The following is an 18,595-nucleotide window of genomic DNA, read 5'->3' on the forward strand; positions in this document are numbered from 1 at the left end:
GTAATAAGTTTTCCTAATTATAAGGAACTTACAATAAAAAAACCGGGATAAGATTTAAAATCTTATCCCGGTTTTTTATTAAATCACTTTTTGTTTTATTTCATAGCTTTTGCCATAACATGATATCTTGGATCGTCAATATCATGCTCTATAACACTAGCCAATCTGGGAGAAGCTTTAATCATAAGCGCTTGGCACTCTTCGCTAAGGTGCTTAATTTTAACCCTCTTACCAGCTTCTTCATATTTTCCTACAAGATTAAAAATAGCTTCTAATGCTGAGTGATCGCTAACTCGTGATTCTATAAAATCAATTTCTATATACTCAGGATCATTAGCTACATCAAACTTATTATTAAATGCTTGTATACTACCAAAGAAAAGAGGGCCCCATATTTCATAGATTTTGGTTCCATCTTCTCGAACATGTTTTCTAGCTCTAATTCGCCTTGCGTTTTCCCAGGCAAATACTAAGGCAGACATAATTACTCCAGCAATTACAGCAACTGCCAGGTCAAAGAAAACCGTTAGTGAAGAAACTGCTATTAACACAATGGCATCTGCCAAAGGAATCTTATTTAGAATTCTAAAACTAGACCAAGCAAATGTACCTATTACTACCATAAACATTACACCAACTAAAGCAGCAATAGGAACTTGTTCTATAAGTCCTGAAGCAAATAATATAAATAATAACAATGTCACAGCTGCAACAATTCCAGAAAGCCTTGTTCGACCACCACCTTTAATATTAATAATGGATTGACCAATCATTGCACAACCACCCATTCCACCAAAAAGTCCAGTTATGATATTCGCACCTCCTTGAGCTAAACACTCTCTATTAGAATTACCACGAGTCTCGGTCAATTCATCGATAAGATTTAATGTCATTAAAGATTCTATTAATCCAATGGCCGCAAGAATCAAAGCATAAGGACCAATAAATTTAAAAGTCTCCCAGTTCATAGGTATTTTACTAAAAATATCGAACTGGAACTTTGGTAATCCTCCTTTTAAACCTTCTCCTCCACCATCTCTAATAAAACTACCTACGGTAGCGACATCAAGTTTTCCCAGAATTACAATTGCAGATACCACTACAATAGCAAGCAGGGCTTCTGGAAGTTTATTCGTTAATTTTGGCAATCCCCACATGATTAACATGGTGAGCAACACCAAACTTAACATTAATAACAATTCATTTGTTGGTATCCAAGACTTTACCTTACCTTTTTTATTAATGCTATATATAGCATTGTCTTCAAAATTAAAAGTAACTTCTTTTGTAATTAAATCAAAAACCTGCCCTTCATACACCATGTATTTTCCTTCATTAGAATTGATTTCTTCTAATCGATTACTATCAAAATTGAATACTGCTCTATCTGTAGTCACATCATAGACCTTGTTATCGTCTCTAATTTCAAATTTTTTCTCTACCGATTCTGTTTTATATTTATCATTCCCAAAAACGTCTTTCTCACCTTCTTTAAACATCCCTAATTGAGAAAGGAAAATCACGATTGCCAGACCATTTACAAATCCCATCATTACGGGATGCGGAATCAAACGTACAAACTTACCTAGCTTAAAAACACCAGCTAGCATTTGTATTACTCCCATAAGAATTACAGTTGCAAATAAATAATATAACCCTAGTTCTTCTCCTGGATCACCCATAGCGTTTCCTTCTGCTACCAAGCTTACCATTACTACTGCTAATGCTCCAGTAGCTCCAGAAATCATCCCTGGACGTCCTCCAAAAATAGATGTTATAAATCCAATCATAAATGCAGCATATAACCCTACTAATGGATCAACACCAGCTACAAAGGCAAAAGCAACCGCTTCCGGAACTAAAGCTAAAGCAACTGTTAATCCCGATAAAATATCATTTTTGGCATTAGCCACTCTTTTTCTAACAAACTCAGTCATAGTTATGGTATTTCAGGCTGCAAAAATACAGTTATTTTGTGGCTTCACAAGTAAAATAGAATTCTATTACAATCACTAAATCTAACTAAAACGTTATAGAAGATTATAAAATTCGAAATCTTAGTATATTTGATCTTTACACACATCATATATGCAAAAAATTACTTTTATTCTAGGTTTCTTAGCTATCATTTCATGTACCCATAAAGAGAAATCTGATACCAAAGATTTCAATTTCACAACTACTTTTGAGAAAAGTAACGGGAACAAAACTGCCATATATCCGGAGGTTATAACATACTATCAGCATTTAGCAGACACATATTCTTCTGTTAATATCGAGGAAATCGGAATGACCGACAGCGGAAATCCTTTGCATATAATTACACTAAATCCTGATACTACTTTCGATTTTAACGAGATTCGAAAAGCCAAACGAATTATACTTATTAATAACGGAATTCATCCTGGTGAAAGTGATGGTATAGATGCTACTATGTTATTGTATAGAGATATTGCTGAAGGTAAAATCAAACCTCCGGCAAATACCGTATTAGTGACAATTCCAGTATATAATATTGGAGGAGCCTTAAATCGAAACTCTGGAACACGAACGAATCAAAATGGCCCTGAAGCTTATGGTTTTAGAGGAAATGCACGTAATTATGATCTAAATCGTGATTTTATAAAGAATGACACAAAAAATGCCCGTGCTTTTGCAGAAGTATTTCATGCAGTACAACCAGACGTTTTTATAGATAATCATGTGAGTAATGGGGCTGATTACCAATATACTCTTACTCACCTTTTTACTCAACATAATAAGCTGGGTAATGAATTAGGCGATTACTTACATCAAGAAATGCATCCACAATTAGAATCTTTACTAAAAAAGAAAAACTGGGATATCACGCCCTATGTAAATGTTTGGGGAACTACACCTGACAAAGGCTGGACTCAATTTCTTGACTCTCCAAGATATTCTACTGGATACACAACACTTTGGAATACTCTGGGAATGATGGTAGAAACTCACATGCTAAAATCTTATAAAAAAAGAGTTGAAGGAACATATGAGCTTATGAAATCGATGATTGAAATCACCGAGAGAGACGGAAGTAAAATTCGTTCTTTACGAGAGACAACCTTCAATAAACAAACCGAACAAAAAGAATACCCTGTGAATTGGAAAGTAGATACTACACAAATCACAAAATTTAATTTTAAAGGATATGAAGGTGAATTTGTAACTAGTAAAGTTACAGGAGCAAAACGATTAAAATATGATCAAAATAAACCATATCAAAGAGAAATTAGCTATCAGAATTATTTTAAAGCCATCACATCAATCAAAGTCCCTAACGCTTATGTAATACCAAAAGGATGGTGGAAAGTGGTTGATTTATTAAAATTAAATCAAATTGAATTTGAGGTGCTGAAAAAAGATTCAATCATTGCAGTAGAAACCTATTTTATTAAGGATTATAAAACTCGAAAAGCTCCTTATGAAGGGCATTATCTTCATTATCAAACTTCAGTAAATAAAAAATTAGAATCCATAACCTTTGCTAAAGGAGATATTATAATCCCAACAAACCAAAAAGGATTTAGGTATATTATAGAAACTTTAGAGCCTGAAGCTTCTGACTCATTCTTTAATTGGAATTTCTTCGATACCATTCTGCAACAAAAAGAAGGATTCTCACCTTATGTTTGGGAAGACAAAGCTTTTGAAATATTAGAAAAAGACGAAAATTTAAAAATAGCATTTGAAGAAAAGAAAAAAGATACTGCTTTTGCTAATAATTGGTATGCACAACTGGACTGGATACACAAACATTCTAATCATTATGAAAAGGCACACTTACGGTATCCTATTTACAGAATTTTAAAATAAATCCTACTCTAAATTTAATCTATCAATTCTAGCTTCAATACCAGAAGTTTGCATTTCTTTTTCTATGCTATCAAAGTTAGTTTTATCAACGCTTCTCTCTATACTTCCTTTTTTTAGGTAATGTAAATAATCACAGGTTTGGTGTAATGTCGAAAAAATGTGAGAAGAAAGTATAATAATTTTATCTAGTTCTTTTAACTTAGATAATACTTGATTGATTATAATATTACTATGAATATCAACTCCATTAAATGGCTCATCGAGAATAAAAACATCATTATTCTGAAGTAGAATTGCTGTAAGAGCCAGTTTCTTTTTCATTCCTGTTGAGTAAGTCTCTGCATATTTATCAAGTGGTAAATCAAAAATGTTTTTTTCTTTAAAATCTCCTATCTTGATTTTCCTGGCATTACACAACAGCTGTAAATATTCTTTCCCGGTGATCTTAGAAAAAAAATAAGGATTAGTTGGCAAAAAGCCAATCGATTTTTTTATTTCACCTTTGTTATATTCAATTTTTCCTTTAAAGCTTTCCATTCCCGAAATACAGCGAAATAACGTTGTTTTTCCCGCTCCATTTTCTCCAACAATACCGTGAATCTCTCCTTTTTTAAAAGATAGACATATGTCATTAAGCACATGGTGATTATTGTACGCTTTATATAAAGAATCAATAGATATCATTTCAAAAGGGAATTTAAATTACGTTGCGCTTTAAAATAGAAATACGGAATAACTATCAACATAGCAGGCGGAAACAAAATACACAATACTCCTATTATCCCCTGAAACATTCCAACACCGTCTCTAAGAAAAGCATATTTTATTACTATATACATAATCATGTATAACAATCCCAAAAACGAAAAGATTAAGGCGATATGCATTTGATTTATATAAAATATTGATAAAATCAAAAAAATCGGAAAAGTCAATACAATACTATACTTAGATGCTATACTTATTTTATGTTTTAAAAACCCTTGTGGGTTCATATCATGAATCCAAATATAAAACTGAGGATCAGGTTTTGAATAATACATAGAGCATATAAAGAAAATAGATAGTATCGAAAAGATGCCTAAATTAAAATTATTAACATTGATAGAAATAATAGCAATGCCATAGGACAATAAAAACATCCAGAATGTTTTGCGAAATCCAATAACAAACTCAAATGGCCATCTAAAAAACGGTGTAGGCAGGGTTAAATTAAATTTACCTGGCTTTTTTATAAAGGAAATGAAAATAGTCATTCCAAAAACTATCAAAGCCTCTTCATAGTACATTCGAAATATCAAAAACAAAATAAATGGTATTGCTAACAGTATATGATTTATTACCACAATACTTTTAAAATCAGTCAATAAAAAATGTTGCTTGATAAGTTCATCATGCTTTGGGTAGCGTATTATAAAAACTGTCACTATCCCTATTAACATATAAAAGTAATTTGGATACATTACTTTATCAAAAAAACTTGTAGACCCCCAATAAAACAAACCAGGGATGATTAGATATGCTATAAGTGGCTCTATTCCAAAATCTTTTAGATGACGATTAAGCCGTTTAAAAAGTAAAATAAAATAGAGTTTCATTAATCAGGATAAATAATCATGAGAAAATAATTGTTTGATATTCGCATAGGAATCCAATAAAGCTTTTCTCGCTTTTTTTCTATCCTTCCATTTCACTTTAGTAATTCCTTCATCTTTTTGTGGGATAAGTTCCCCATCATATCCTGTTTTCATTTCAAACCAATACGTAACCTTCAACCTAAACTCTCCACTTCTTTTAAAAACGTGATAGCTTCGATATAAAAATTTAGTAATTTCTAATCCAGACACTCCTGTTTCTTCTTCTACCTCACGTATTGCAGCAGTTTCCATATCTTCATTCTTTTCGGCCTTACCTTTAGGCAAATCCCATTTTCCATTACGACGAATGAACAAAATGTCCTTATCAGTGTTATATACCTTTCCCCCTCCCGCAACAACAACGGGTAATTTGGTATATAAATGCTCTATAAGTTTATCTTCTCTTTTATGATACAGGTGATACTTTGCCCCTTCGTTTGTAGTTTCTTTTTTTAAAATATCTCTTATAATTGTTGGAAAGTCAGCCTCTTTGATTGGGATCATTTTATAATCCTCTATAGACTTTTTTGTAGATAGAATAATAGGTGTATTATTCACAAAAACTTTATACATTTGCAACTATGATTTTTGATAAAGATACAGCAAAAAAAACTGCTGAATTACTACTGCAAATTAATGCAATTAAATTAAATCCGCAAGACCCTTTTACCTGGGCTTCTGGATGGAAATCTCCGATCTATTGTGACAATAGAGTTACGCTTTCATATCCTGAAATTCGTAATTACCTAAGAGAAAACCTCGCTCGATTCATTGAGCAAGAATATGGCAAACCTGATGTAATTGCCGGAGTGGCTACGGGAGCTATTGGTATCGGAATGTTAGTAGCACAACAACTTGATCTTCCTTTTATCTATGTACGCCCGGAAGCAAAAAAGCATGGAAGAAAAAATCAAATCGAAGGTATTATCCCTACCAATAAAAATGTTGTAGTTGTTGAAGATTTAATTAGTACAGGAAAAAGTAGTTTAAATGCAGTAAAAGCACTTAAAGAAGTTAATGCTAATGTAAAAGGAATGGTTGCTATTTTCAATTACGGTTTTGATATTGCTGTAGAAAACTTTAAAGAAGCCGCATTATCCTTGCACACACTAAGCAATTATGACAACCTGCTAGAACAAGCGTTGGACACCAATTACATAACAAAAGAACAACAACAAACATTACAAAGCTGGAGAACTAATCCTTCAGAGTGGAACATATAATAATTTAATGCTATGAACTTAGAAAGCCCTACGGTAACTGTAAATAAATCTGCAGAAGATGTATTCGAATTTTTGACCAAAGTGGAGAATTTTGAACAGTTAATGCCAGAAAGCAAACAAAAATTTGAAAAAATAAGTGATTCTCGATTTCTTTTTCAATTAAAAGGAATGCCAGAGTTAGTCTTAGATCAAAAAGAAAATACAAGTCCTAGCAAAGTTGTTTTAGGAGCTGCAAGTGATAAACTTCCTTTCACCTTAACAGCTGATATTATTGATTCTGGAGATGGAAAAAGTACAACCAAGCTAACTTTTGATGGGCAATTTAATGCAATGATGTCGATGATGATCAAAAACCCTATTCAAAATTTCATCAATACCCTTAGCGAAAATATAGGAAAACTATAATTAATACAATAGTTTAATTTCTTTCAGGTCAAAATCAGAGATGACTTCATCTTCTAATAGAACTTGTAGTTTACCCTCTTTGGTAATACTCTGAATGATTCCAACAAAAGATTCTCCCTTTACATCCAAAAATGTAGAGGGTTTATTTTTTCTAAACAACAATCCCTCATACTCTTTTTTTAATTTTCCAAAATTAGAAACAGATAACATTGAGAATCTCAGTTCTATTTTGGTTAACAATGAATTTAGAACTTCCTCCACATCATAACTTTGTCCCATTCTCATTTTTAGTGACGTTGCCAGAGGTAGATTATCAAATTTAATTTGATTAATATTAATTCCAACACCTATAATTACTCCCGTTAGACTGCCATTCTTGACTACATTTTCTATCAAAATACCACATATTTTTTGTTTATCTGACAGAATGTCGTTAGGCCATTTTATAGATAATTTTGGGATCATAAACTCTTTTAATGTATCATAAACTGCCAAGGACACAGCAATAGAAATATGAAACTGATCCATTAACTCTATTCCTTTAATCTGCATAAACACACTACATGTGAGGTTTTCTCCCGGGTTGCTTTGCCAAGTTGTACCCATTTGACCTTTACCAGTAAGTTGTTTTCTAGCAATAACACAAACAGAGTCGGTTAATTGTTTTTCACGATTAAGATCTCTAAGAAAAATATTTGTGGAATCAATGGCATCAACTTTGATTATATGCATACAATAAGGTGTAAAAGTTTTGCAAATGTCTAACTAATACAGACATTAAAATCATAAAAAGTAATAACTTTACACAAATTAAAAAAATGCATGACTAAAAAAGAAATCGGTAACGATCAATTAATTGCTCAAATATTAAAAGGTATTGAAGAAGTAAAAGGTAATGATATTAATATTTTAGATCTTAGAGATATCGAAAATACAGTCTGTAATTACTTTGTCATCTGCAATGGAACCTCCAATACTCAGGTAAACGCGATTGTTAATTCCATCCAAAAAACAGTTAGCAAAGAACTTAAAGATAAGCCTTGGCATGTAGAAGGCAGTGAAAATGCAGAATGGGTATTAATTGATTATGTAAATGTAGTGGTTCATGTTTTCCAGAAACATATAAGAGAATTCTATGATATAGAAGGACTCTGGGGAGATGCAAAAACTACAATTATCCAAACAAATTATTAAAAGAAAACCGTAAATGGCCAAAGACAATAAAAAACCCGAACTTAATAAAAAACCAAAATTTAGCGCATATTGGATTTATGCTATAATCATTGTTGGATTTTTAGTATTGAATTTTATGGGAGGAAGTGGGTTAGGATCAGCTCCTAGCACATCCCCATCAGAGTTTCAAGATTTTTTGAGTAATGGAGAAGTAGAAAAAGTGGTGATTATAAATCGCCGTAAAGCTCAGGTATTTCTTACCGGAGAAGCTAAATCATTAGATAAGCACATAAAAAATCAGAACAAATCTATTTTACCTGCTAGTCCTAACGATCCAGATTATCAATTTGAATTTGGTGATTTACAGAATTTTGAAAATAAAATTGCTACGATAAAGAAGGAAAATAATTTATCTACACAAGTAAATTACGATACAGAAAGTAATGTATGGGGAGAAATCTTCATTACCTTATTACCTTTTGCGTTAATTATTGGAGTTTGGATATTTATCATGAGAAGAATGAGCGGTGGTTCTGGAGGAGGTGCCGGCGGACAAATTTTTAATATTGGAAAGTCCAAAGCAAAGCTTTTTGATCAAAATACAGAAGTTAAGGTTTCTTTTGAAAACGTAGCTGGATTAGAAGGAGCAAAAGAAGAAGTTCAAGAAATTGTTGATTTCCTTAAAAATCCTGAAAAATACACTTCTTTAGGTGGGAAAATTCCTAAGGGAGCATTATTGGTAGGACCTCCGGGAACAGGTAAAACGCTTTTAGCTAAGGCCGTTGCTGGTGAAGCCAAAGTACCTTTCTTTTCTTTATCAGGATCAGATTTTGTTGAAATGTTTGTAGGTGTCGGAGCTTCTCGTGTACGAGATTTATTTAAGCAGGCAAAAGAAAAGTCTCCAGCCATAATTTTTATTGATGAGATTGATGCTGTAGGTAGAGCCAGAGGAAAAAGTAATTTCTCCGGATCTAATGATGAAAGAGAAAACACACTAAACCAATTATTAACAGAAATGGATGGTTTTGGCACAAACACTAACGTAATTGTGATTGCTGCAACTAACCGAGCTGATGTATTAGATAAAGCATTACTTCGTGCTGGTCGTTTTGATCGCCAGATATATGTCGATCTTCCAGACATCCGTGAGCGTAAAGAAATATTTGATGTTCATTTAAAACCTTTGAAAAAAGTTGAAAATGAATTAGATACTGAATTCATGGCGAAGCAAACTCCTGGTTTCTCTGGTGCTGATATTGCCAATGTATGTAATGAAGCTGCTCTAATAGCTGCCAGAAAAGGCAATAAAGCGGTTGGAAAACAAGATTTCCTTGATGCCGTTGATAGAATTGTAGGCGGACTAGAAAAAAAGAATAAAATCATTACTCCTCAGGAAAAACGAGCTATAGCTTTTCATGAAGCAGGACATGCAACCGTAAGCTGGATGTTAGAACATGCTGCTCCATTAGTAAAAGTGACTATTGTTCCTAGAGGTCAATCTCTTGGTGCCGCATGGTATTTACCAGAAGAGCGTCTAATCGTAAGGCCTAATCAAATGCTTGATGAAATGTGTGCCGCTTTAGGTGGTCGTGCTGCCGAGAAAGTAATATTTGATGAAATCTCTACAGGTGCATTAAGTGATCTTGAAAAAGTCACTAAGCAAGCAAGAGCTATGGTTACAGTTTACGGACTAAATGATAAGGTAGGAAATCTTACATATTATGATTCTTCTGGGCAAAGTGAATACAATTTCACAAAACCGTATAGTGAACAAACCAGTGAGCTAATTGATAAAGAAATCTCGAATATTATCGAAGTTCAATATCAAAGAGCAATTGACTTATTAGAAAAACATAAGGATAAACTTACAGAACTAGCAGAAGTACTTCTTGAAAAAGAAGTTATTTTCAAAGATAACTTAGAAAAAATCTTTGGAGAACGACCTTTTGGTAAAAAAGAGGAGGAAATCATCATAGAACCTTCTTAAATATAATATTTTTTACTTGTAAATTGAAAAATCTTAACCTAACGGAATATTAGGTTAAGATTTTTTTTATCTTTGAATGTAATGTAAAACCGTAATTTCCCAATCCTAATTCAAAAAATGAGTCTATTTAGAAGAATTTTTTCATCAAAATCTAAATCAGACCAAAAGAGTAAAGAACGTCACATAGACGATCGCAGTAAATACATGCCGGAAATTGATTTACCGATTGACGAAAGTTTCATGATCAATTTTAAAAGAAATGGTGGTAAGTTTATTTATTGTGATAATAACAATGAAGTTTTAGACTCTTTTGATAAGATTTTATTGGAAAATGATTGGTACGAAAAAGATGTATGTTCATTTGACATGGGACTAGAACATAGATTCTCTGGTTTTAATCTTAATTTTGTAAAAAACGCTTCTACATCTTCTTTCTTTTTTGCCACTTGTGAATATTTGATTGCCGATAGTGGAGCCATACTCATCTCATCAAACCAACTAAAAGAGAAAAAGCTTACCGAACTACCAGATCATTTTGTAATTTTAGCAGCTACTAGTCAACTAGTTAAAAGTATCGGGGAAGGACTAAAAGGTATAAAGAGTAAAAACAAAAATTCAATCCCTTCCAACATTACTACGATAAAGGATTTTGAACCTCAAAAAGAAAAGGATTTCTTAAGCTACGGAAGTAGTTCAAAAAATTTATATTTGCTCCTGCTGGAAGATTTATAATATGAAGGAACTGCTCACTAGGTCTTTGTCGGGATTACTATATGTCTCGATATTACTAATATCAATATTCATCAATAGATATACTTTTATTGGGGTATTTTTTGTTTTTGGAATCATTTCTATATATGAATTCCAAAAACTAATTCATCTCAAAAACAAAAGATTGTATATCATATTCATTACTTTTTTAGGAATCCTACAGGTATTTCAAGATCAGATTTATGTTATTATTCCTTTTTTAGTTTTAACTATCATTACAGAATTGTTTTTGGTAAAAGATTTAGTTACCATTCGTATTATTCCAATGTTCGAAAAACGAAAATATCGAACTAGTATCTTTTATCTTATAACAGCTATTATATTTCTAACTCTTATCCCTAGTTACTCTGGTCAATATCAACCTATAATCATTGCTGGTGCTTTTTTGATTACCTGGACGAATGATTCTTTTGCATATTTAGTTGGGAAAAATTTTGGAAAACATAAATTGTTAGAACGCATATCTCCTAAAAAAACAATTGAAGGATTTGTTGGAGGTTTTATCTTCTCAATATTAGCTGGTTATTTAATTGCCGTGCTCTCACATTCGTTATCTATTACCATTTGGTTGATTATAAGCATTATTATGAGTATTTTTGGCACATTAGGTGATCTTATTCAATCTAAGTTTAAACGACAAGCAGGTGTTAAAGATAGTGGTACAATAATGCCTGGCCATGGTGGCATATATGATCGATTAGATAGTGTTATATTTGCCAGCCCATTTTTATATGCATTTTTACAAATCTTACATCATGTTTCATAAAGAAGGATATAAAATAATTTCAGTTACACTAGTGCTTTTTCTTGGTATTAATGTAGCATCTTACGTCGCTATTCAAAACGACGAATGGCAAATTGCCATATTTTCGATTACTTTAATATTTCTGATTTTAATATTACAATTTTTCAGAAACCCTAAAAGAAAAACAAAAGTTGATGACCATACCGTTGTTGCTCCCGTTGACGGAAAAGTAGTTGTAATTGAAGAAGTATTTGAAAAAGAACATTTTAACGACAACAGACTTCAGGTTTCAATCTTTATGTCTCCTATAAATGTGCATGTAACTAGACACCCAATTAATGGAGATGTTGTTTTAAGCAAGTACCACCCTGGAAAGTATCTTGTAGCATGGCACCCTAAAGCTTCTGAAGAAAATGAAAGAACAACGGTTGTAGTAAAAAATAGTGGTATAGAAGTACTATATAGACAAATTGCAGGTGCACTAGCCAAAAGGATAGTAAACTATGCAAAAGAAGGAGAAAAAGTAGTTCAGGGATCTGATAGTGGATTTATTAAATTTGGATCTAGAGTTGATGTCTTTTTACCGATAGGAACAGAAATAAATGTAACTCTAGATCAAAAAGTTAAAGGAGGAGAGAGCATTATTGCTAATGTATAGTCATGACCGAAGAGGAATTAAATATTAATTTCAAGCGTGCGTTTGAGCGCGCCAGCAACACCAAAATACAATTGCCTCCAGATGTTATGCTTCATTTTTATGCTTATTACAAACAAGCAATACATGCTGAAGGCTCTGGATTCTACAACCCTTCTGGAGATAGCGAATTGAGAAACGCTTTTAAACTAAATGCACTTTTTCAAGTAAAAAGCCTTACACCAGACGAAGCTAAATTAAAATATATCGAATTAGTTAATAAATACATTACAGATTCGGAATAACTATACTCCAGCTGCTGTATTTGTTAATGCATCCAATGCATTAGAAATAGTGGTTAATAAATCTTCATTGCCTTTTATCCCATGACGTTCTTGTAGAAAAACAGGAGTATTATACGATATGTTTACTTTACCATCATTATCTTGCCAAACTAGTATTTTCTGAGGTAAATCTATCCCTATTGTCTGTACATTTTGCATCAATGGTGTCCCTAAATTAGGGTTACCAAAAACTACCAACCGAGTTGGGTTTAATTCTAAATTTACAGATTCTGCATTAGCTTGATGATTAACCTCGGCAACTAATCTTAGATTACTATTGTTTTGTATTGCTGCTATCAAACTATTATATGTGTCTTCAAAATTTTGATTACTAATCTTTGTAAGAATCCCTTCTTCTTTATCTATAGATTCAGCATTGTTTATCTCTAATTCTCCACTGCTATTTAATGTTGCAAAATTCTTTAATGCTTCTGCTATGGTGTTTAATGATTTTACATCTTGTAGATCATATCTCTTTTGGAGATAATCTGTATTATTAAAAGCTACTCTTACGTTATTTGACGCATCTCGAAACACAAATAGTTTTTGAGGCAAATCTAATCCTGCTAACTGGTTTTTCTGCATTAAAGGTGTTCCAAGGGCAGGATTTCCAAAAATAATGACTTTTGTACTATCCAACTCCTTATTCACTGATAATGCATTTGCTCTATGATCTACCTGGGCAACTATATTTATTGGTCCTACTGCTTCTAAAGCTTGTACAATATCAGCTTCAGTAACCGCAAAACCAGTTTCACTAACTATATTAGATATCCCTGGCACAGAAATATTTACTGGATTAGATACATCATCATTATCATCACAAGAAGATATAAAAACTAAAAAAAGAAACATATAGAGCACACAATTTTTCATTTGTTTTTCATTTTAATATTAGCAAATACTTGGATATATTGGCTTTTGCCTGATATAAAATGAAAACCATAAAGAGTACTCTTTATTTTCTGATTTATTATAAGATTAACAAATCTTCACAAAATAATGAGGTTTTTAACATCATAAAGCGAGTACCTCCTCTATAAAAATCACAAAAAAACCTTGATTATTTTATAAATCAAGGCTTTATATAAAATTAAAAAAAAGATGAAATTAACTTCTAAGCCCTTCCAAACTTGACTTTAAGGTGGCTATTTTAGCTTCAGCATCAGCTTCTTTCTTTCTCTCTGTTGCAATAACTTGCTCAGGAGCATTATTTACAAAGCGCTCATTTTGCAACTTTTTCTGTACAGATTTCAAAAAACCTTCTGTATACAGCAATTCATCTGTTAACTTTTTAATCTCTTCCTCTACATCAATCGCTCCAGAAATCGGAATAAAATACTCATTAGACTTTACCCTGAAAGAAAGGGCTCCTTCTACTTTTTCTTCAACATAATTTAATCCCGATAGATTTCCAAGTTTACTAATTACAGTATCAAAAGTTGTTTTTAGTTTTTCGCTATTAAGAACAAATAACTCTATTGTATCTTTAAACGGTATATTTTTCTCCTTACGTATGGTACGGATTCCAGAAATTATATCTCCTGCAACTTCAAATTCTTTGATTAAATCTTCATTAACAGATGTCTCTTCTGGCCAACTAGCAATAATTAGAGCCTCTTCAGCACTTCTGTCAGAAATCTGTTGCCATATCTCTTCAGAAATAAAAGGCACAAAAGGGTGTAAAATCTTAAGATTATCTTCTAATATAGCTATTACCTCTTGATATGTATTAATATCAATTGGACTACCATATGAAGGCTTAACCATTTCTAAAAACCAACCACAGAAATCATCCCATATCAATTTATAAGTAGTCATTAATGCATCACTAATCCTATATTTGTTATAGTTATTTTCTAATTCTACAAGTGCTTTCTGAAATTTTGAACGATACCAATTAATAGCCACAACTGAAGCCTCTGGTTGTTCAATTGTCGTATCTACCTTCCACCCCAAAACGAGCCTGGAAGCATTAAATATTTTATTTACAAATGCACTACCTTGTTTGCACAAATCCTCATCAAACATTAAATCATTTCCGGCAGGTGAACTTAATAACATCCCTACCCTGATACCATCTGCACCATATTGACCGATTAAATCCAGTGGGTCTGGCGAGTTACCCAAAGACTTAGACATCTTACGTCTTTGCTTATCTCGCACTATCCCAGTAAGATATACATTTGTAAATGGTTTTTCCTTACGATATTCATATCCAGCAATGATCATACGAGCTACCCAGAAAAACAAAATCTCTGGAGCAGTAACCAAATCGTTAGTTGGATAATAATAGTTAATTTCTTTATTATCAGGTTCTAGAATACCATTAAAAACGCTCATTGGCCATAACCATGAAGAAAACCAAGTATCCAAAGCATCAGGATCTTGTGTAAGATCTGTATCTTTTAACGAATCATTGCCCGTTTTTTCTTGTGCAAGAGAAAGTGCTTCTTCTCTACTCTCTGCAACTACGAAATCTTCCTTACCAGGACCATAAAAATATGCCGGGATTTGATGCCCCCACCAAAGTTGACGTGAGATATTCCAATCTCTAACATTCTCCATCCAATAACGATAGGTACTGATAAATTTCTCAGGAACTAAATTCACTTCTTTATCCAGCACAGCATCTAAAGCTGGTTGAGCCAGGTCTTTCATTTTCAAAAACCACTGATCACTCAATTTTGGTTCTATTACCGCTTTAGTTCGCTCACTAGTACCTACTTTATTCAGGTGAGTTTCAGTTTTCTCTAAAGCTCCAATACTCTCGAGTTCTTTAACAATCTCTTTACGAACAACAAAGCGGTCTTTTCCTTCATAATGTAATCCAGCAGCATTTAACGTCGCATTATCATTAAAAATATCAATAACTTCAAGACTATGTTTATCTCCTAAAACCTTATCATTAGGATCATGCGCTGGTGTCACTTTCAGGCATCCTGTACCAAATTCCATATCCACATACTCATCTTCTATTATTGGAATCACACGATTAGCAATAGGCACAATCGCTTTTTTACCCTTAAGATGTGTAAATCTTTCATCATTTGGGTTAATACAAATTGCAGTATCTCCCATAATAGTTTCGGGACGTGTTGTAGCAATAGTTAGTGTATCTTCACTCCCATCAATTTTATAGTTTAAATAATATAACCCACCTTGTTTTTCTTCATAAATCACTTCTTCATCAGATAAAGTAGTCTTGGCCTGAGGATCCCAATTTACCATTCTATACCCTCTATAAATAAGGCCTTTATTATATAAATCCACAAAAACCTTAATCACAGAAGCAGAGAGATTTTCATCCATTGTAAACGCAGTACGTTCCCAATCACATGAAGCACCTAACTTTTTAAGTTGCTCTAGAATGATACCTCCATGTTTATGAGTCCATTCCCATGCATGTCCTAAAAATTCTTCCCGTGTAAGATCGTTTTTGTTAATTCCTTCTTCTTTTAACTTTGCAACAACCTTAGCCTCAGTAGCAATTGATGCATGATCTGTACCTGGCACCCAACAAGCATTATACCCATTAAGACGAGCCCTTCTAATAAGTACATCCTGGATAGTATTATTGAGCATATGCCCCATATGAAGAACACCTGTAACATTTGGTGGAGGAATAACAATAGTATATGACTCTCTTTCATCAACTTCAGAATGGAAATAATTGTTTTCCATCCAGTAAGAATACCATTTCTCTTCTACCGATTTTGCATCATATTTTTCCGCTAAAGCCATACTTTGGTCTGGTTTTTGAATTTAGAAGTGCAAAAGTAATTATTATAGTATGAAGTACGAAGTTAGAAATATGAAAATTTAAAAAAACCTAAGGTCAAAAATCACTAAATATTATACTTTAACATAAGCTATATAACCTAGTATTCACCTTATACTCTAACTTTTTCTGTTTAATTTGTCCCTTCTCTCTTTGAGTTGTGATTTTGCAGTTGAATAAAAAGTAAGTACTTTTACACTTAATAAAAACCTACATTATGAAAAAAATAATGATGATTTTATGTGTTTGTTTTCTGGGTATAACCCTAAACGCACAGGATAAGGCACAAATAAAATTTAAATCAGAAGTCGTCGATTATGGAGAAATCGCTAAAGGTAGTGATGGGGTTCGTCAATTTGAATTTACGAACACAGGAAAATCACCTTTAATCATTTCTAGAGTATATTCTAGTTGTGGGTGCACAATTCCAAAAAAGCCAGAAAAACCGATTGCTCCAGGAGAATCAGGTGTTATTGAAGTAAAATATGACACTAAAAGAGTTGGACCAATACGTAAAACAATTACTGTGTACTCTAATGCTGAAGAAGCTACAAAAGCAATTAAAATTAAAGGAACAGTACTTGACAAAAGCGTTCTGGAAAAAAACTAAAATAATTATTAGTATATCATAAAAAAGGGATGTTATCAGATAACATCCCTTTTTCTTTTTTTAAATCACCTTCTTGAGATAAAAATGATACTTTATCTCCACTCCTAACCGTTCTATTTTCATCGTTATCTTCTTCCCTTCCTCAGAATAGAACAATTCGTTAAGGTCTGAAAGTTTATAATTAAATGCTTTTTTCCCATTTACCTCTAAAATAATATCTCCCTTTTGCAACCCAGCAAGATTGGCAGGTGAATTAATTCTAACATCAGAAATCTCATATCTGGGAAGAAGCACAAAATCATTAGATAACTCAAGTGTCTTTTTTGTGACTACTTCATTTAACCCAAGATGAACTGTGTTATTTTCTTTATATCCTTTAATGGCAGTAAAACCACTATGCTGGATTGTAAGTCCACTCATGTTATAATTAAAAGGCTTTCCGAAATATCCATTTTTTTTAAAAGATATTTTTTCGCCAGGATAATCCACAATCAAATTGAACCTTCGCAGAATATTACCTCCTAACGAACCTTGTCTATCATTTTGAGATATCCCCTGTATATAAATTGAATCCGGAAAGGAAGCTGTAATCTCTTTCATCACAAAATCTCCTAAACGAAGCTCCTTAATTTTGGTTTTTTGTCCATATATATCACCATTAAATCCTTTTCCTAAAAAATCTCTAAATGAATTCCCCCTAACATGAATACCATTTTCTTCATTCTCAAATAACCATAATGAAGAACCAGACCCAGAATCCAATAATAGATTAACATCAATCAATCCTTTATCCGATTTATATTTAGCTGTAACAAATGGTCTTTTTCTATTATTACGGAATTTGATTTTAGTCTTGTAACATTTTTCACATTTTTTATATGCATAGGTTTCAGGCTTATTTATTTTTATAACTCTTTTAGAGTAATTGATCTCCACTACAAAATCTTTAAAGAGATCATAACCTATAATACCATGTATAGGAAACCCCATTCGAGGGGAAAAATTAATGGTTTCATCCAAAACCAAGTAAATTTTATGGTTTCTACTCGTTGCTTTACCTATTTTAACTTCATTATTAATTGACTTTATAGCTTCTACCGGCTCATTATCTCCCAAACCTCTAAGGTAAATTTTTGAAGCATCTTTAAGTTCAAGCGAGCTTTTATTGTCAACGCTAAAGATAATTGTAGACCCCACACCCGTATCCAAAATAAAGGAAAGTTCAACTCCATTTACAACAACTGGTATGATAATAAGGTTATTTGCTAATTCAAATCTAAGTTTGTTATGTTTTTTTCCTACAGGAAGTCTGAAATCCTTTTGAGCAAAAAGAACAACATTTAATAATAGTAATACTACTAAAACCTTACTTTTGAGAAAATGGCAAAAATTCAATGATAAAATCTTCATTACACTAAATATAGAAAAATAGTTGAAAAATCACATCAATT

General features: G+C 32.5%; 18 protein-coding genes. 10 read left to right on the top strand and 8 right to left on the bottom strand.

From position 1 onward, the window contains the following. Positions 1-95: 95 nt before the first annotated feature. Entirely contained in the window at positions 96-1,937 is a 1,842-nt protein-coding gene (locus tag PQF96_RS04365; RefSeq protein WP_271765211.1) for a SulP family inorganic anion transporter, read from the bottom strand. A gap of 151 nt (positions 1,938-2,088) precedes the next feature. Here PQF96_RS04365 and PQF96_RS04370 point away from each other — a divergent pair, with 151 nt between their 5' ends. After that, complete coding sequence (locus PQF96_RS04370; protein ID WP_271765212.1) at positions 2,089-3,834, top strand: M14 family metallopeptidase; 1,746 nt, start codon at positions 2,089-2,091, stop codon at positions 3,832-3,834. Between the two features lie 3 nt (positions 3,835-3,837). Here the strand turns inward: PQF96_RS04370 and PQF96_RS04375 are convergent, their stop codons facing one another. The 3 genes from PQF96_RS04375 to PQF96_RS04385 are packed head-to-tail and all read right to left on the bottom strand — an operon-like array spanning position 3,838 to position 6,044. Continuing rightward, the gene (locus PQF96_RS04375) at positions 3,838-4,518 is read right to left on the bottom strand and encodes an ABC transporter ATP-binding protein (protein WP_271765213.1); all 681 of its coding nucleotides are present in this window, start codon (positions 4,516-4,518) and stop codon (positions 3,838-3,840) included. Further along, positions 4,515-5,432: a hypothetical protein gene (locus tag PQF96_RS04380; RefSeq protein WP_271765214.1), complete on the bottom strand. Its 918-nt coding sequence runs from the start codon at positions 5,430-5,432 to the stop codon at positions 4,515-4,517. Before PQF96_RS04380 ends, PQF96_RS04375 begins: the two co-directional genes overlap by 4 nt. A gap of 3 nt (positions 5,433-5,435) precedes the next feature. Continuing rightward, a complete protein-coding gene (locus tag PQF96_RS04385) occupies positions 5,436-6,044 on the bottom strand; it encodes an NUDIX hydrolase (protein ID WP_271765215.1) in 609 nt (202 codons plus the stop codon). An 8-nt stretch (positions 6,045-6,052) separates the two neighbouring features. On the opposite strand from PQF96_RS04385, the gene pyrE reads away from it, so the two are divergent. Together pyrE and PQF96_RS04395 are read left to right on the top strand one after the other, a co-directional pair. Beyond that, on the top strand, positions 6,053-6,694 hold the full coding sequence (pyrE, locus tag PQF96_RS04390) for an orotate phosphoribosyltransferase (protein WP_271765216.1): 642 nt from the start codon (positions 6,053-6,055) through the stop codon (positions 6,692-6,694). A gap of 12 nt (positions 6,695-6,706) precedes the next feature. Next, entirely contained in the window at positions 6,707-7,099 is a 393-nt protein-coding gene (locus PQF96_RS04395; protein WP_109438972.1) for an SRPBCC family protein, read from the top strand. Here PQF96_RS04395 and PQF96_RS04400 read toward each other — a convergent pair whose 3' ends face one another. Further along, a complete protein-coding gene (locus PQF96_RS04400; protein ID WP_271765217.1) occupies positions 7,100-7,831 on the bottom strand; it encodes a biotin--[acetyl-CoA-carboxylase] ligase in 732 nt (243 codons plus the stop codon). It lies immediately after the preceding gene. Between the two features lie 90 nt (positions 7,832-7,921). Here PQF96_RS04400 and rsfS point away from each other — a divergent pair, with 90 nt between their 5' ends. The 6 genes from rsfS to PQF96_RS04430 all read left to right on the top strand — a co-directional run bounded on the left by rsfS (position 7,922) and on the right by PQF96_RS04430 (position 12,714). After that, the gene (gene rsfS / locus PQF96_RS04405; protein WP_109438974.1) at positions 7,922-8,293 is read left to right on the top strand and encodes a ribosome silencing factor; all 372 of its coding nucleotides are present in this window, start codon (positions 7,922-7,924) and stop codon (positions 8,291-8,293) included. Positions 8,294-8,306: 13 nt separating this feature from the next. Further along, a complete protein-coding gene (ftsH, locus tag PQF96_RS04410) occupies positions 8,307-10,259 on the top strand; it encodes an ATP-dependent zinc metalloprotease FtsH (RefSeq protein ID WP_109438975.1) in 1,953 nt (650 codons plus the stop codon). Between the two features lie 117 nt (positions 10,260-10,376). Further along, on the top strand, positions 10,377-10,991 hold the full coding sequence (locus PQF96_RS04415; RefSeq protein WP_271765218.1) for an LUD domain-containing protein: 615 nt from the start codon (positions 10,377-10,379) through the stop codon (positions 10,989-10,991). Position 10,992: 1 nt separating this feature from the next. Further along, a complete protein-coding gene (locus tag PQF96_RS04420; protein ID WP_109438977.1) occupies positions 10,993-11,796 on the top strand; it encodes a phosphatidate cytidylyltransferase in 804 nt (267 codons plus the stop codon). Further along, a complete protein-coding gene (locus PQF96_RS04425) occupies positions 11,786-12,433 on the top strand; it encodes a phosphatidylserine decarboxylase family protein (RefSeq protein ID WP_109438978.1) in 648 nt (215 codons plus the stop codon). The genes PQF96_RS04420 and PQF96_RS04425 overlap by 11 nt, the downstream gene beginning before the upstream one ends. 2 nt (positions 12,434-12,435) lie before the next feature. Next, on the top strand, positions 12,436-12,714 hold the full coding sequence (locus tag PQF96_RS04430; protein ID WP_109438979.1) for an acyl-CoA-binding protein: 279 nt from the start codon (positions 12,436-12,438) through the stop codon (positions 12,712-12,714). On the opposite strand, the gene PQF96_RS04435 is transcribed toward PQF96_RS04430, so the two are convergent. Both PQF96_RS04435 and PQF96_RS04440 read right to left on the bottom strand, forming a co-directional pair. Beyond that, the gene (locus tag PQF96_RS04435; protein ID WP_271765219.1) at positions 12,715-13,629 is read right to left on the bottom strand and encodes a DUF302 domain-containing protein; all 915 of its coding nucleotides are present in this window, start codon (positions 13,627-13,629) and stop codon (positions 12,715-12,717) included. Positions 13,630-13,863: 234 nt separating this feature from the next. Beyond that, on the bottom strand, positions 13,864-16,497 hold the full coding sequence (locus PQF96_RS04440; RefSeq protein ID WP_271765220.1) for a valine--tRNA ligase: 2,634 nt from the start codon (positions 16,495-16,497) through the stop codon (positions 13,864-13,866). A gap of 254 nt (positions 16,498-16,751) precedes the next feature. On the opposite strand from PQF96_RS04440, the gene PQF96_RS04445 reads away from it, so the two are divergent. Then, entirely contained in the window at positions 16,752-17,144 is a 393-nt protein-coding gene (locus tag PQF96_RS04445) for a DUF1573 domain-containing protein (protein WP_109438981.1), read from the top strand. Positions 17,145-17,204: 60 nt separating this feature from the next. Here the strand turns inward: PQF96_RS04445 and PQF96_RS04450 are convergent, their stop codons facing one another. Next, positions 17,205-18,554: an aspartyl protease family protein gene (locus PQF96_RS04450; protein ID WP_271765221.1), complete on the bottom strand. Its 1,350-nt coding sequence runs from the start codon at positions 18,552-18,554 to the stop codon at positions 17,205-17,207. Positions 18,555-18,595 lie beyond the last annotated feature (41 nt).

It is taken from the genome of Aquimarina algiphila (assembly GCF_947494415.1).
In the GTDB taxonomy this organism is placed as follows: Bacteria; Bacteroidota; Bacteroidia; order Flavobacteriales; family Flavobacteriaceae; genus Aquimarina; species Aquimarina algiphila.